The 15,700-nt window shown below is 60.9% G+C and carries 12 protein-coding genes; 7 read left to right on the top strand and 5 right to left on the bottom strand.

The window, feature by feature from the left end; translation table 11 throughout:
- Window positions 1–90 precede the first annotated feature (90 nt).
- From HYT87_05430 to HYT87_05400, 7 genes are all read left to right on the top strand, one after another.
- A complete protein-coding gene (locus HYT87_05430; protein ID MBI2059196.1) occupies window positions 91–1,635 on the top strand; it encodes a response regulator in 1,545 nt (514 codons plus the stop codon).
- A gap of 62 nt (window positions 1,636–1,697) precedes the next feature.
- Window positions 1,698–2,768 carry a HEAT repeat domain-containing protein gene (locus HYT87_05425; protein ID MBI2059195.1) on the top strand — a complete coding sequence of 357 codons (1,071 nt, stop codon included), beginning with the start codon at window positions 1,698–1,700 and terminating at the stop codon, window positions 2,766–2,768.
- Between the two features lie 11 nt (window positions 2,769–2,779).
- On the top strand, window positions 2,780–4,189 hold the full coding sequence (locus HYT87_05420) for a glycosyltransferase family 2 protein (GenBank protein MBI2059194.1): 1,410 nt from the start codon (window positions 2,780–2,782) through the stop codon (window positions 4,187–4,189).
- 226 nt (window positions 4,190–4,415) lie between these two features.
- Window positions 4,416–5,186, top strand: coding sequence for a YaiO family outer membrane beta-barrel protein (gene yaiO / locus HYT87_05415; GenBank protein ID MBI2059193.1), 771 nt, complete (start codon window positions 4,416–4,418; stop codon window positions 5,184–5,186).
- On the top strand, window positions 5,180–6,772 hold the full coding sequence (locus HYT87_05410; protein ID MBI2059192.1) for a hypothetical protein: 1,593 nt from the start codon (window positions 5,180–5,182) through the stop codon (window positions 6,770–6,772). Before yaiO ends, HYT87_05410 begins: the two co-directional genes overlap by 7 nt.
- 98 nt (window positions 6,773–6,870) lie before the next feature.
- On the top strand, window positions 6,871–7,179 hold the full coding sequence (locus tag HYT87_05405; protein ID MBI2059191.1) for a nucleotidyltransferase domain-containing protein: 309 nt from the start codon (window positions 6,871–6,873) through the stop codon (window positions 7,177–7,179).
- Window positions 7,180–7,273: 94 nt separating this feature from the next.
- Window positions 7,274–7,588 carry a HEPN domain-containing protein gene (locus HYT87_05400; GenBank protein ID MBI2059190.1) on the top strand — a complete coding sequence of 105 codons (315 nt, stop codon included), beginning with the start codon at window positions 7,274–7,276 and terminating at the stop codon, window positions 7,586–7,588.
- Between the two features lie 460 nt (window positions 7,589–8,048).
- On the opposite strand, the gene HYT87_05395 is transcribed toward HYT87_05400, so the two are convergent.
- The 5 genes from HYT87_05395 to HYT87_05375 all read right to left on the bottom strand — a co-directional run bounded on the left by HYT87_05395 (window position 8,049) and on the right by HYT87_05375 (window position 15,651).
- On the bottom strand, window positions 8,049–8,768 hold the full coding sequence (locus HYT87_05395) for a lipoate--protein ligase family protein (GenBank protein ID MBI2059189.1): 720 nt from the start codon (window positions 8,766–8,768) through the stop codon (window positions 8,049–8,051).
- Window positions 8,765–10,177: a dihydrolipoyl dehydrogenase gene (gene lpdA / locus HYT87_05390; GenBank protein ID MBI2059188.1), complete on the bottom strand. Its 1,413-nt coding sequence runs from the start codon at window positions 10,175–10,177 to the stop codon at window positions 8,765–8,767. Before lpdA ends, HYT87_05395 begins: the two co-directional genes overlap by 4 nt.
- Window positions 10,178–10,179: 2 nt before the next feature.
- Window positions 10,180–11,499, bottom strand: a complete 1,320-nt coding sequence (gene odhB / locus HYT87_05385) for a 2-oxoglutarate dehydrogenase complex dihydrolipoyllysine-residue succinyltransferase (protein MBI2059187.1) — start codon at window positions 11,497–11,499, stop codon at window positions 10,180–10,182.
- Window positions 11,500–11,673: 174 nt separating this feature from the next.
- On the bottom strand, window positions 11,674–14,553 hold the full coding sequence (locus HYT87_05380) for a 2-oxoglutarate dehydrogenase E1 component (protein ID MBI2059186.1): 2,880 nt from the start codon (window positions 14,551–14,553) through the stop codon (window positions 11,674–11,676).
- 51 nt (window positions 14,554–14,604) lie between these two features.
- Window positions 14,605–15,651 carry a mechanosensitive ion channel gene (locus HYT87_05375; GenBank protein ID MBI2059185.1) on the bottom strand — a complete coding sequence of 349 codons (1,047 nt, stop codon included), beginning with the start codon at window positions 15,649–15,651 and terminating at the stop codon, window positions 14,605–14,607.
- Window positions 15,652–15,700: the final 49 nt, after the last annotated feature.

Genomic DNA, 15,700 nt, shown 5'->3' with positions numbered 1-15,700 from the left:
CGAACGCCTCGCCTTCCAAGATCTCCGCTGCGTAGGCGCGCGGAGTCCCGTCCCAAACCTCCAAAGGCCGACCCTGTCGGCGGCAAGACCATGACGGAAGCGGACGACCTCAAGAACTGGTGTCACGAAGCCCTTCTGGCCCGCGCCGCGGCGCTGGAGGCGGCGCGGGACGCCCTTGGCAAGGGAGAGGTGGAGTCCGTCGGTTCCATCCGGCGTATCGCCAATTCCATCCGTTCCCTGTGCGCACAATGCGGCTTCTGTGAAATTACCGATGCGGCTCAAGCCCTGGCTTTAGCCGATGATGCTGCGATGCCCGATCGCCTCGGTCGGATTCTGGCGATGCTCCATACCGTCGACGGTATTCCGGAAGATCGCCGCAAATCCATCCTGGCGGTCGATTCGGATCCGAACGTTCTCGCGGCCCTGCGTGAGCGGCTGACTTCCTCCGGCCGTCGAATCGTTACGGCGGACTCCGCGGCGAGGGCGGGTGAGATCCTGGCCTCGTCCAACATCCAACTGATTCTTCTCGGAATGTTCCTGCCCGACATCGACGCCAGAGACCTCCTTGTGCGCCTCAAGGAGGAGTCGGCCACGTCTGGGATTCCCGTGCTGATCCTTTCGGATTCGGCCCACCGGCGGACGCGATTGGAATGCCTGGCCCTCGGCGCGGAGGACGTTCTGACCAAGCCGCTCGATCTGGAGCATTTGGCCACCGTCGTATCCGCGCGCCTCCAACGTGCCGATGAGATTTCTCGCGGATCGCTCTACGATCCCCTGACGCGCGTGCCGAGCCGGGGGGCCTTTATCGAGGCTTTTCAGCGCGCGCAGTCGCATGCCGCTCGGACCCGCGAGCCGGTTTCGGTGGCGATGCTCGATCTCGATCATCTTCAATTGATCAACGAATCCTACGGGCGCTCCGTGGGCAACGGGGTGATTCGTCGCTTCAGCGCAGTCGTCTCCCAGGGGCTTCGGAAGTCCGACCTCCTGGCGCGCTGGGGGTGGGAAGGATTCGTCGTCCTCTTTCCGGACACCGATGGCAAGGGGGCGGCACGGGCCCTCGAAAAGGCCTTGGAGCATCTTCGCAAGGGCACATTTCAATCAAGGGATGGCGGGAAATTCAAAGCGACATTCTCCGCGGGGGTCACGCCCGTTCGGGCCGGGGACCGCGTGGAGGATGTCGTCCGTGAGGCGATCCGCCTCATGAACGCGGCGAAAGGGGCCGGCCGGGACCGGGTGATTTTTTCCGATGAGGGAACGGCTCTGCAGGTCAAGAAGGTGCTGCTGGTCGAGGACGATCCCATCGTGGCATCCGTGCTCCAGCATCGTCTGGAGCGGGAAGGATTTGAAGTGTCCACATACACGGAGGGAATCGTCGCTCTGGATTCTTGCAAGAAGGCTGCGCCCGATCTCATCATCCTCGATGTTGAGATTCGCGGAATGGACGGTTTGGAACTGTTGAGTCGGTTTCGCGGCCATCCGTTCCTCCGGAAGGTTCCGATCGTCCTTTTGGCGGGGTTGGGGAGCGAGGGGACGGTGTCGCGCGCCCTGGAATTGGGAGCGAACGACGCCATCACCAAACCCTTCTCTCCCGTGGAACTGGTGGCGCGAATCCGCCGGCAGATGACGCGCGGCTGACCCGCCTGCCCCACTGGATCCACCGGTTGCTCCCGGCCAGCGTTGCTGGGAAGATCGCCCCCATGGGACTTGACGTATTGGCGGACCGTTTCCTTCAGGACAAGGTGCTGCTCTACCTGGGCATATCGGTCCTGGTCCTCCTTGGACTGACCCTCCTGTTCGCCGGTTTCACAGTCATGATGCGATTGCGAAACAACATCAAGGCCAGACGCTGGGCTCGTCTGGAACGGGAGTGGGAACCCTGGGTGATGGAGGCCGTCGGGCGAGGGCGGCACACCGCGTTCCTTGCCGAATGGATCCGCCCCTGGGATCGGGACTACTTTCTTGAATTCCTCTTGCGCTACGCGAACCGATTCCGGGGCGAGGAGCGACGCACCCTATCTTCGTTGGCCCATCCGTTTCTTGCCCGAATAGCCCGTAGGCGCCGGTCTAAAGATCCCGAGGACCGGGCGCGCGCCGTTCAGATGCTCAGCAGCCTCGGACTTCCCGAGTACGCTGACGAAGTCCTGAAGTTCCTTGACGATCCTTCGCCGCTCGTGGCCATGATCGCCGCACGAGCCTTGGCGCAGAAAGAGTTTGTGGGTCATGCCACGGCGATCATGGATCACCTCCACCGCTTTGAGGACTGGAGCCCGGGCTTCCTGGCGGCCATGCTCGCGGCTGTGGGGCCGGAATTGGCCCCGCAACTCGAAGGCTTTCTCTCAGACCCCGAAAAGCAAACCTCCGCTCGTTCGGTGGCCGCCGAGGCCCTGCTCCGCCTGAATCAATTTTCGGCGGCGGAAAGGGCCGCGGCGATCATCGAAACGGAACAGAGTGTGGATCTTGTGGCCGCGTGCCTGCGGTTGTTGGGCGCGGTCGGACGCCCCGAACACCTTGACCTCATCCGGCGCCAGGCGAAATCGAGTCACTTTTCCATTCGGGCCCAAGCCATCGGAGCCTTGGGAAGGCTGGGTGACATGGAGGATGTGGCCGTCCTCCGGCGGGCCTTCATGGACAAGTCTCCTTGGGTGGCCATCCAGGCGGCCACCGCGCTGAAGGGGATCGGAGCAGACGGAATCCTCGAGGCCATCGCAGAGGCCCCAAGCCATCCGAGACACATCCTGGCCCAGCAGATTCTGGAGTCGGCCGCGTGATCATCCACCGGATATGGCAGGCGATCGGCGCGATCAATGCGATCGTCCTCCTGTACTTCGTGCTGCTCAACACGGCCTACCTGATCACCAGCCTATTCGCCTTTGGCGCCCTCCGGCGATACGCGAAGCGGATGCGGGCCCTCGATTTCGAAAATCTCATCGCGTCGGCGGGTCCCCCTCCCATCACCCTGATCGCGCCCGCGTTCAACGAGGAAAAAACCTGCGTGGATGCGGTGCGGTCCTTTCTCGGGCTCCGCTATTCCGACTACGATGTCCTGCTGGTGAACGACGGTTCCCGGGATCGCACCTTGGATCGCATGAAAGAGGCGTTCGATCTCGCTCCCGCCGCGAGGTATCCGACGTCCGAAATTCCCACCAAACGGGTGAGGGGTACCTATCGCAGCCGGCGGCATCCCAATCTTTGGGTGATCGACAAGGACAATGGCGGGAAGGCCGATGCCTTGAACGCCGGCATCAATTTCTGCCGGACGCCCCTCTACTGCGCGATGGACGCCGACAGCGTTCTGGAACGCGATGGGCTCCTTCGCATCGTCCGCCCCTTCATGGAGGATGCGACGACCGTCGCCGCCGGGGGGATCATTCGTGTCGTGAACGGGTGCAGGGTCGTGCAGGGCCGCGTCACCTCCGTTGGGCTTCCGCGAAAATTCCTGGCCCGGATACAGGTCCTGGAGTATCTCCGTGCTTTCTTGTCGGGACGCATGGGTTGGGATGCGATGGATTCCACCCTGATCATTTCGGGAGCCTTCGGGCTGTTCAAGCGCGGGCCCGTGGTGGAGGTGGGCGGTTATGCCACGGATACGGTGGGGGAAGACATGGAGCTGGTGGTACGCCTGCACCGGTACTGCCGCGAGAAAGGCATGAAATACAAGATATCCTTCGTTCCCGATCCGGTGGCGTGGACGGAATGTCCCGAATCGATCAAACAGCTCGCCCGCCAGAGGGATCGCTGGCAGCGGGGCTTAATGGACTCGTTGCTTCGGCATTCACGAATGTTGCTCAACCCGCGTTACGGGCGAATTGGGCTGATCGCTTTCCCGTATTTCTTCTTTCTGGAAATGTTGGGTCCGGTGATCGAACTGGGAGGTTATCTGGCGTTCATCGGCACCGTGGCCCTGGGGAACACGCCTCCGTCCTATGTCTTCGCCTTCCTGATGGTGGCCGTGGTCTTCGGTGTTTCGCTCTCGATCATGGCGGTTGGATTGGAGGAACTCTCAATGAGGAGGTATCCGAAGACCGGCGACCTGTTTCGGTTGTTCCTTCTCGCCTTCGCCGAGAACTTCGGCTACCGCCAATTCTCGACCTACTGGCGGGTTCGCGGATTTCTCTCGTCCGTCCGGGGGGTGAAGACCTGGGGAACGCTGGCTCGCAAGGGCTTTGAGACGGAGAGGGCGACGGCGTGATTGGATGGTGTACCTTTCGTCGTCCCCGAAGAGTAACGGAGGGGGCGATGGCGTGATGGCACGCGATGAGCACCCCCCATCCTCACCTTCCCCCGCAAGGGGGGAAGGGACGGTAGCCGCACCCTTTACGGGTGCGTCTTCGGACGCAGGCATAAAGCCTGCGCCTACCCCCTCCCCCTCGACGGGGGAGGGTTCGGGTGGGGGTGGGTGCGAACGCTTGCGCCTGATGAAGGGTGGGGTGGCCGCGGCGGGATTTGCTGTTTCGATCCTCTTCGGAGCCGATTCGACGTTGGCCCGTGAGAGTGAGTTTCCCTGGAAGTCCTCCGCTCGGTACGAGTTTCAGCGGTTCGAAAAGGATCAAGCCGACTGGCACGTGTTCACCGGTAGCCTCGAGCGGAAGTTCGCTCCGGCCTCGCTGATTTTGGAGGGTTTTCGAGTCTCCCGATTCGGCAAATGGGATGAGGGAGTGGCGCTCGACTCCTACTTCGGCCTTTGGAGCCGGGCCTATGGCAATCTCAGAGTCCAGGGGGTGTTCGATCCCGACGTCATGCCGACGGCGGATGTGTACGCGGAGTTGTTCCAAGGCTTTGGAGGGGGCTGGGAGGTTTCCGCCAGTTATAGAAACATGATGTTCAAGGAGAGCGTAGTGAACATGCCGGGAATTTCCCTCGGCCGCTATCTCGGGAACTGGTACCTGCGGGGGCGGGCCTTCGCCAACCCCAGCCACGGTGAAATCGGATATCGGGGCGCCGGCTCGGCGAGATACTTCTTCGAATCGGGGGATGATTTCGTGGAGATCGGCGGCGCCCTTGGGCGGCAGGTGATCGTCCTGGGACCCGGGCCCCGGCTGGATCTCCGATACGCCACTGACATTCTTGCGAGGGCGCAACGGTACTTTTCCAGGCATCTAGGGGTGTCGCTGCTCGTGTCCTTCAATGATGCCGAGCGGACTCCTTGGGGAGTCGGTGCGAGCGTGGGCGTACTCGGCCGATGGTAGGCCAATTGAAGGGGATGCGAATTCGCGCGCTGTGCCGCGTCGCGCGCTGCACACTCCTTCTGATGGTCTGCCCTGCCGCCATGTCGGGAGCCTCCAATGGAACCGAAATCCCACTTGAGACGATTCCCGGTCCGGATGTCCAGGAAATCGAAGTCGTTCTGATCGAAGGCAAAAAACCGTCCGTGACCTTTCGATTCGCTTTGACTGTGTCCGTGGAACCCAGGATCGAAGTGCTTTCCGGACCCGCCGTTGACCTCCTGCCGCGTCTGGGTGATCCCGTCGCGCAGAACGGATGCGAAAGCGACGTCGTCAGGTCTGCGAAGTCCTACCGACTGACGCCGAAAGGCAACGCGCATGCGGGCTGTCGGTGGCTGATACCCTTCGGGGGAAAGGACGACCTGCTGGATGTTCTTTCGTTCGGTTCGCTGGCTCTGAAAGTGTCAGGTATCGCAGCGTTCACGTTCTCGCTGGCCGACCGGATCGGTCCATCGATCGGAGCGGGGACCGAGGTGGCAAAGTCGAACGGAAAATTGGACCTTACCCTTCCGCTGGCCTCGATTGCGCCTTCGGTGGATTTGCGCCGTCTCGCCGGTTTCGTCGTGACGCTGGGGAAGGGTGGAAAAAGCGTGACCATCGACAAAGCTCGATTGGCGGCGATATCGTCGGATTCCAGCTTGCCATTGAGGACGGGCCTCTGGCTCTGGGAGTACAAGGATGCCCTGCAGGATCCAAGGCGTACCATCGAGACTTGCCTCTCGCTTCAATGTACGAGGCTTTCGATCCAGATCCCGGACCTTGCGGAAGGGGAGGAAGTCTGGAAGGCCTACGGTGAGCTCTTGAGCGCCGCGCAGAAGCAGGGAATCGAGTCCCTCGCCTTGGACGGATATCCCGAAGCGGTGCTCAACCCCGATCCGCTGGTCGGGAGGGTGGAAAAGGCTCTCTCACTGCCTGGAAACGCCGCCGCGGGTATTCAACTGGACATTGAGCCGTACCTACTTCCGCAGTTTGCTGCCGACCCCGAAATAGGGGATCGAAAATACGTGGAGCTGATTTCGCGTCTGGCGGCGCTGGTCGGCGAGCGATCGAGCTTGTCCGTGGTCATGCCGTTCTGGTTCAATCAGCGGCGCGTGGAGGGTCGTCCCGTCGGATTTTCGGTGATGAACATCGTCGATGACGTGGCGGTGATGAGCTATCGGACCGATCGGGGAGAACTTTTCGATATCTCCGGCGATTGGATTCGCTATTCGAGACTTACCGGCGTCCCGGTTTGGCTCGCGATAGAGACCCGCCCTCTGGCGCTCGAAGAGCATATCGTGCTGGTTCGGGAAGCGGATCCCCTCCTGGCCCAAGCGCGCGTGGAGGCACAGACCTCTCGGCTGATTTTCGCGCCGCCTGCCGCCGATGGTATTCCAAGCTTTCGGATCCGTGAGAGATACCTCGTGCGCCCCGAGCGCCTGTCTTTCGCCGGCCGATCGAAGAAACGCGTGTCGGAATTCATCTCCGAAATCGGTTCAAGCCCCGCCGCATCCGGCCTCTCCGGCGTCATGATCCACGATTGGACTGGCTATCGGGTGCTCCCCGAATGAAGCGGACTCGTTCATAGGCGTCGACCCCAGCCTTCTCGGTTTTCCGTTTGCCCGCCCACGGGTGTAACCTTTCAACGATGCATGTATCTCCCGGTCTATTGCAAGAGATAGCAAGGAAGATTGTCGAGAACTTTCGTCCCGACAAGATCATTCTGTTCGGCTCCCATGCCTACGGCAAGCCTGGCCCGGATAGCGACGTGGACCTTCTGGTCATCATGAGGAGTCGCAAACGTCCTGCGGCACGGGCAACAGACATTTCTCTGGCTTGCCACCCTGGGACCATCTCCATGGACATCTTGGTTCGAACACCTTCCGAAATTGAACGGCTCAGAACAGGATTTCGGCCTTTCTGGCAAGAAGTGCTGGCCAAGGGCAAGATCCTTTACGATAGAAATGGCAAGAGCTAGGGATCGGGATGTCGACGAGTGGGTGAGGTAAGCGGAACAGGACTTCCTTGTAGCCAATCTCTTGGTCAGAGGTCGGTTGGTTCACGCACCCGATGTGGCTTGTTTCCACGCGCAGCAATGTGTCGAGAAATACCTGAAAGGCTTTCTGGTTCTTCACCGGATCACGTTTCCGAAGACGCACGATCTGGAGCATCTCCTGAGTGAAGCTGTCGAGAAGGATCCCCTTATGGAAGTACTCCGCCGCGACACTGCGGCTCTGAAACCCTATTCCGTCGAGATCCGATACCCTGGGGAGGAAGCCTCCCCCGCCGAGGCGCGCACAGCCGCGCAGCGAATGAAGCGAGTGCGGGGTTTCCTCCGAAAAAAGCTCGGGCTATCGGGAGATCCCGTCCGCAGGAAAAGGAAATAGAACTCTCTCCGGGACCTCCAAAAAGAAGGTGGGGGATTTCATTTCCGCGATCGGAGCCACTCCAGCGGAGGGCGGAATATCCGGCCTCATGATCCACGACTGGACGGGCTATCGGGTGCTCCCAGAATAAGGCCTCACCCTTCGACAGGGTTGCCGCGGAGGCTCTTCTCAAGGTTGTTCCATGGCATTCTTGTCCCTGCTCTTGGAGGTGGAGGGAATGTCGGCGGGAACCACACGCAGCGTGATGAATCGAGGAGCGGAGGAGTGCGGAAAGGTCGAGAATGCGATCCACAGGCCGGGAGATCCGCGAATTCCGACTTTCTTCCGACTTCGCCCCCAATGGGACCAACCGGGGCTGCGAGCCGTTTGTGGAAAGCCGTCAATGGTGTTCACAGTTCGGCGCGACTACAAATGAATCGGCCAGCTCAAGATGACGCCAGTCGCTTGCTTCGGGCCTGCGTCAATTGGCTTTCGAATTTGAGGGGTGGGTGGAATCGGAGCGTGTGGGAGCAGAGCAAACTTGGAGACTTTCGGAATAACCAGAGGACCAAGCGCCTTCCAAGACCTTTCTGATCCGTCCGGGCAGCAGGGGCAGGTTTATCAGGAAATCCTTGTGGGATCGCTCGGATCGATAGGCAGGCTGCCGAAGCGGTGCGTGGAGGACCCGCTCAACGAGGGAGAGATCGAAATCGTACAGGAACGTTCCGTGGAAGAGGAGGGCGCGGCGCTTGCGGCGCTGGGCATTACCGGAGAACTTGCGGCCTCCCAGAGTGAGATCGCTTGTTCCCTGGGATTCGATCGGCGCTCCGAGAATTGGCTCCAACGCGGCACGGTGGCGAGTGAGGATGAAACAGGTTGTGTCCTGGATGTTCCGGAGGGGGCCGGATTCTGGAATGGGGAGCACAAGAGAGAAGTTCAGGCAGCCGGGACCGATGAGTACGGTTCCGCCACCGCTGGAGCGCCTCAGAATCGAAATGTTCAGCCGCTCACACTCAGAGTCGTTGACGTCTCGCTCCGGTTGGGACGAGGTGCCGAGGACGACGCAATGCACTGGAGACTCCCAGAATCGAAGTGCCGGCCCATGCTTGCCGCGGTCGCATTCGTCAAGCAAGCGGTCGTCGAGTTCGAGGTCTTCCTTGGGTGAGGGACAGGTCCGGTTGAGGACCTGAATTCGTGTCACGCGTGGATCGCGCGCTTGTCCACCGCGAGGGCGGCCTCGCGAAGGGCTTCGGAAAGAGTGGGGTGGGCGTGGCAGGAGCGAGCCAGATCTTCGCTGGTTGCAGCGTAGTCGATGGCGACGGCGGCCTCTGCGATCAAGTCGCCTGCCCGAGGACCGATGATATGAACGCCGAGAACGCGATCGGTTTCCGCATTCGCCAGCACTTTCACGCTTCCCTCGCGGTGGCCGAGGCAGCGAGCCCGACCGTTCGCCACAAAAGGAAAAGTGCCCTTGCGATATTTGATACCGGCTTCCTTCAAATCGTCTTCCGTTTTCCCGACGGAGGCAATTTCCGGCTGGGTATAAACGATTCCCGGGATGGCCTCATAGTTCACGTGCCCGTAACCCGTGATGAGACGCTCGACACACGCGATGCCCTCTTCGGAAGCCTTGTGGGCCAGCATCGGTCCGCGGATGACGTCGCCCACGGCGAAGATGCCTTTCACCGATGTTTCGAACTGATCGTTCACGGATATCCGGCCTTTCTCGTCGAGGTTGATCCCGATCCCTTCAAGTCCCAAGCCTTCAATGTTGGATGAACGGCCTACCGAAACGAGGACGCGATCACCCCGCATCGGCTCCTCTCCCTCGATTTCCACGACGCAGTCCTTTCCAACGATTCTGCCGGAAGTCACCTTCGTCCCAAGCCGGAATTCCAAACCTTGCCTCCGGAAAATGCGAAGCGCTTCATCAGCCATTTCAGAATCCATGCCGGGCAGAATTCTCTTGAAGTACTCCAGCACGGTGACCTTCGAGCCCAATCTCCTCCAGACCGATCCAAGCTCCAAGCCGATGAAGCCGGCCCCGATTACGATCAGATGTTTGGGCACTTCCGGAAACTCCAGCGCGTCCGTGCTGGTGCCGATTCGGCCGCCGTCCATTTCGACTCCGGGAAGTGTGGCCGGCACGCTTCCGGTGGCGATGAGGATGTGCTCGGCCTCGACTGAGATTTCGTTGGCAGCTCCGGACTTGGCGTTCGCCGTCGCTGCCACGACCACTCGACTCGGAGCCTCGATCCGGGCGCGCCCGACATAGCGTTTGACTTTGTTCTTCGCGAAAAGCCCATCCACGCCCTTGGTGAGAATGTTCACGATGTCATTCTTCCGCTTGAGCATGGCTGCGAGATCGAGTTTCAAGTCGGAGATCACAACGCCGTGGTCCTTCAGGCCTGCTTTCGCCTCCCAGTAGATATCGCTCGATTCCAGCATCGCCTTGCTTGGAATGCAGCCGACGCGGAGGCACGTGCCTCCGGACACCTTCTCGGAATCGACGCACCCCACGTTCCACCCCAGTTGGGCGGCGCGGATGGCCGCGACATAGCCGCCGGGACCGGAGCCGATGACAAGCAGATCGTGTCTCTTCTTTTCCATTCTCAGAGTTCCAACAGGATCCGCGCGGGTTCTTCCATCAGCTCCTTGATGTGCTTCAGGAAGGTCACCGCTTCGCGTCCGTCCACGATCCGGTGGTCGTAGGTGAGCGCCACATACATCATCGGCCTAATGACAATCTGACCTCCGCGCACAACGGGGCGGTCCTGGGTTGCGTGAAGCCCCAGGATGCCACTCTGTGGGGGATTCAGGATAGGTGTCGACAGGAGTGAACCATAGACGCCCCCGTTGCTGATCGTGAACGTCCCGCCCTGAAGTTCCTCCAGCTTGAGCCTGTTTTCCTGCGCACGCTTCGCGAAATCGGCGATCGCCGTTTCAATCCCGGCCAGACTCATGCGTTCGGCGTTGCGCAGGATGGGCACCACCAATCCGCGCCCGCCTCCCACCGCGATACCGATGTCGTAATAGTTCTTGTACACGATGCTGTCCGCCCGGATTTCCGCGTTGATCGCCGGGATCTGCTTGAGTGCCTCGATGGCCGCCTTGACGAAGAAAGACATGAGGCCCAACTTGATGCCGTGTTTTTTCTGAAACGCTTCGCGGTGCTCCTGCCGGAGAGCGTTCACCGTGGACATGTCGATCTCGTTGAATGTGGTCAAGTGAGCGGTGGTCTGCTGCGCGGCCACCAGGCGTTGCGCCACCTTCTTTCGCAGGAGCGTCATCGGCACAGCTTCCTCCTCGCGGAACAGGCCGGGAGAGGGCTGGGGACTGAGGGCAATGCGGACAATGGGGTCAGGCATGGGAGTTGACCATTCGGACCTTGCGGCCGCGCCATCCCCGCCTGTGAGTGCCGGAATGTCTGCTGACACAGTTGGAGTGGGCGGTATTGGAGGGGATGGAAGCGGCGGCTCCTTCCTCCGGGTTTCGACTTGCCGGGCAACATCCGTCTTGAGGACCCGCCCCCCGGGACCGGTCCCCTTCATGCCCCCGGCGTCAACACCTTCCTGTGCCAACGCCCGTCTCGCCGAAGGCATTACCCGCTGCTCTGCTCCTCGCGACGGCAGAGTGGGAGCCGGCGGACTCTCCTCCTTTCGGATCGTTTTCGTGTCCGTGTTCTTCCCACCTTTCGCTTCCTCCATCATGCCTATGACTTCGCCGATGACCGCCGCCTCCCCGGTCTTCTTCAGAATGCGGGTGAGAATGCCGGACACGGGCGAGGGCAATTCCACCGTGGCCTTTTCGCTTTCCAGGATGACGATGGTCTCATCGCGGCCCACCACGTCGCCCTCGGCTTTCATCCATTGGCCGATCTGGACTTCGGTGATGGATTCACCGATGGGAGGGACTTTCAGTTCAACAGCCATGGGATCTCCGCAGGCATAAAGCCTGCGCCTACCGGAGATTCAGATTCATGGTAGCCGCGGGCCATGTTCCATGCCGCACCATCCGTGGTGCGGCGACATATCATGGTCCCATACCTTCCGTGGCATGGGGCTTTAGCCCGCGTCAGAGAGTCAGAGCCTCTTAACACGAGGATCTCAGCACGTCCGTGTCTCCGTCGGCGGGGCAAACGCCCGTTCGACGAGTTGGCTCTGCTCCAACCGATGGCTGCTGGCCGAGCCGGTTGCAGGACTCGCCGAGGCCGGTCGGCAGACGCCCGAAAAGGGGAAGCGATCGAGAAAGGTTGCGCAGTACCGGTTGTCCATGTACCGCCACGCCCCCATGTTCTCGGGTTCTTCCTGCACCCAGCGAACCGGGGTGCCATCGGCATACGGCTTGAAGACCTCGCGCATCCGGTCTTCCGCCAAGGGATAGAGTTGTTCAAGTCGGATGATGGCCACGTCGGAGCGCCCAGCCTCATCGCGTTTCTGGAGGAGATCGTAGTACACCTTCCCGCTGCACAGAAGAATCAGTTTTGCATGAGGCCCACCTTCATGCGAGTCCGGCATGACGCGCTCGAACCGCCCGTGGCTGAGTTCTTTGAGCGACGAAACCGCCTTAGGGTGACGCAGCATGCTCTTGGGCGTCATGATGACGAGCGGTTTCTTCCACATCGAAAGGGCTTGTCGCCGGAGGCAGTGGAAGTACTGGGCCGGCGTGGTGAGATTGACGACCTGTATATTGTCCTCGGCGGAGAGCGCGAGAAATCGTTCGAGCCTTGCGCTGGAGTGCTCCGGTCCCATTCCCTCGAACCCGTGGGGGAGAAGGAGGACCAGTCCGGAGAGCCGTTGCCATTTTTCCTCGCCGCTTACGATAAACTGGTCGATGATGACCTGTGCCACGTTGCAGAAATCACCGAATTGCGCCTCCCAGGCAACGAGACCCTTCGGGGTATCCAGGCTGTAGCCGTACTCGAATCCGAGCACGGCAGTCTCGGAGAGCGGACTGTTGCAGATTTCGACGGGCGCCTGGTTCGGGTCCAAGTGCTGGAGCGGCATGTAGGCGTGGCCGTCTTCGACATCGTGCAACATCGCGTGCCGTTGGCTGAAGGTTCCGCGCGCGGTGTCCTGTCCGGTGAGACGAATCCGGAATCCTTCGGTGGCCAACGAGCCGAAAGCCAGCGCTTCAGCGGCTGACCAATCGACCGGCTGCTTGCCACGGGAAACCTCCTTCCGCATCTCCAGCCATTTCGCCGTTTTTGGATGCGGGCGGAACCCGGGCGGTAGTTCGGTCTGCTTGGTGAGCAGGGTGGCGAGTCGGTCCCGTGGCACCGCCGTCTCCACTTCCGACAATCCGCGTTCGTAGCCGCCGAAGTAGCCCGTCCAGCTTCCTCCGAGCGTGTCCGCGGCGCGCACGTTCTGCTCGCTGCGGGCCACGGCCAGTTCGCGTTCCAATTGCTCCCGGCGTTCGACGCCGATCCGGTCGGCTTCCTCACGGGGTACGCCACCCATTTTCAAGAGGCGCTTGAGATAGTCATCACGAATGGAGAGGCGCTTCTCGATTTCCCGGTAAAGAAGAGGTTGAGTGAACGAAGGCTCGTCGCCCTCATTATGGCCTCGCCGACGGTAACAATACATGTCGATCACCACATCCCGACGGAATTTCTGCCGAAAATCCATGGCCAGCCGAACGGCTTGTGCGACCGACTCCGGGTCCTCCCCGTTCACGTGGAAGATCGGAACTTGCAGCATCTTCGCGACGTCCGTGCAGTAGGTGCTGGAGCGGCCCTCCTCCGGAGGCGTGGTAAAACCGATCTGATTGTTGACGACGATGTGGAGTGTGCCGCCGGTCGAGTAGGCCTGAAGTTGGCTCAGGTTCAAGGTTTCCTGGGTGATGCCTTCGCCCGCGAAGGCGGCATCGCCGTGGATCAGGATTCCCATGGCGTGCGAGCGGGCGCGGTCTCCTTCGCGGTCCTGTTTGGCCCGCAGTCTGCCGAGGGCGACCGGATTGACGAATTCGAGGTGGCTGGGGTTGAAGCAAAGCGTGAGGTGGACGGTTTGTCCAGTCGAGGTCACCCAATCGTTACTGTGGCCGAGATGGTACTTTACGTCTCCCCCTGCGCTTCGCTCCAGGGACGACGAACGGAGCGATGAGGTCCCCGCGTCGCCGCGACCAATGTGCAGTTCCGGCGCGGCGTCCTCAAATTCGCGGAAAATCTCGCGAGGGTGCTTGCCCATGATGTTGGCGAGCACGTTCAGCCGACCGCGGTGTGCCATGGAAAGAACCACGTCGCCGATTCCCTGCTGTCCGGCCTTCTCGATGGCGAGTTCCAGGAGCGGGATGAGGGTTTCCGCCCCTTCAAGGGAAAAACTCTTGGCGCCGATGAATTTCTTTTGGATGAATTCCTCGAAGATCACGGCGTCTGTGAGCCGGGTCAGAATCATCATCTGCTCGTTGCGGCTCAGCTCCAGGCGGTTCTCGGTTCCTTCCATTCGCTCTTGGAGCCAGGATTTTACCGTGGGATCGTCGATGTGCATGAACTGGACGCCGAGGAAGCGGCAGTAGGTATTGCGCATTCGATCGAAGATCTGCCTGAGAGTCAGCGACTGGGGACCCTGGATCGTTCGGGTGGAGAACGACCGCTCCATGTCGGCCTCGGTCAGGCCGTAGAATTCGGGGTCCAATTCCCTGAAGTGGGGGCGGGGTCGACGCAGGGGATCGAGCCGCGCGATCATGTGCCCTCTGACTCGGTAGGCCCGGATCATCTGGTCCACACGGTCCTGGAGGGCGGCAACCTCAACATCATGCCGTTTGGCCTGGCCGTTAGAGGCGCCGACACCCGGGGGATTGAAGAGGCTCGATGGGCGGAACGTCGGGCCGAGACGGGGTTCGATGGCGGTGCCGTTCCCCCCCCCGACCTCTTCGAAATAGCGCCGCCAATCGAGAGGAACGGAGGAGGGGTCCCGCAGATAGTCTGCGTACAGGCCTTCCACGAAGGCCAGACTCAGAAAGCTAGGTTCTCGCTCGGTTTCGCTCATGCCACTCGTCCAACGCCCTCTGTTCGTCTCTCCAGAAGGTACCGAATTATATCAGATCTTTTCGTCCGCGCGGTTAAGGTGGACGGTGCGGACGGGGAAGGGGATTTTGATGCCTTCGCGGGCGTACCGATCGTGGATGCGCTTGATGAACTCGTGCTTGAGGATATGTTGATCGGGAAACGTCCTGGCCCGAAGTACCGTGGTGAAATTGATGCTGGAATCCGCGAAAGTGTGGAATCGGACGAGGGGCTGGAAATCCGCTACACCACCCGCCGTAGAGCACAGGACTTCCCGAGCCACTTCGAGTGTGACCTGTTCGACTTTCTCGAGATTTGATCCGTACGCCACCCCGCCTTGGATGAGAACGGCGGTATCCGAGCCGGGGAGGCTGAAGTTGGTCATGATCGCTTGGGCAAACCTGTTGTTGGGAACAATGACGAGGTTTCCGGGAAGTTCTTCGATGCTCACCTGCCGCCAGCCGATGTCTTTGACGGTGCCCTCCTGTCCGGATTCGAGGCGCACAAAATCCCCGATCCGCACCTTCCGGGCGACGGTGATGTAGAGTCCTGAAAAGACATTCGAGAGTGTCTCTTGAAGTCCGAGCGCCACGGCGAGGCCGCCTACGCCGAGGGCCGTGAGGATGGGGGTGATCGAAATGCCGAAGTGGCTGAGCAGCATGAGGACACCGATGGCGATGATGACGCCGTTGAGAATGTGGGTGATCAGCGTCGTCCGCGGAAAGTTCGGGACGCGCGAGGCATACTCGCGGATGATGCCGGTTGTTGTCTTCGTGGCCGCCACGAGGATGGAGAGGATTAGCAGCGTGAGGAGGGCACTGTTGAAAACTCGGAAGAGCCGCGCGGAAAACTCGGCTGTGCCGAGTGCGCCGTAGGCCGCGATTAGTACGATCCATGCCCCAGTGGGCTTTCGGAGCGCCGAGACGAGGATGTCGTCCCATTTCCAGGCCGTTCGCTCGGCCCATCGGGTGAGGCCGCGGAATGCAAATCGCCGGACGAGAAGTCCCGTGGCAAGGACGACGCCAAAAACCAGGACGAATCGGCCTGCGGCCATGGCGTGAGAAATCCAGCCTGAAGCCATCTAGCGCCCCCCATCCTGACCTTCCCCCGCTAGGGGGGAAGGGATCCAA

The organism is Nitrospirota bacterium (assembly GCA_016180645.1).
Classification (GTDB): domain Bacteria; phylum JACPQY01; class JACPQY01; order JACPQY01; family JACPQY01; genus JACPAV01.
This window is presented reverse-complemented; position numbering and strand designations above follow the sequence as displayed.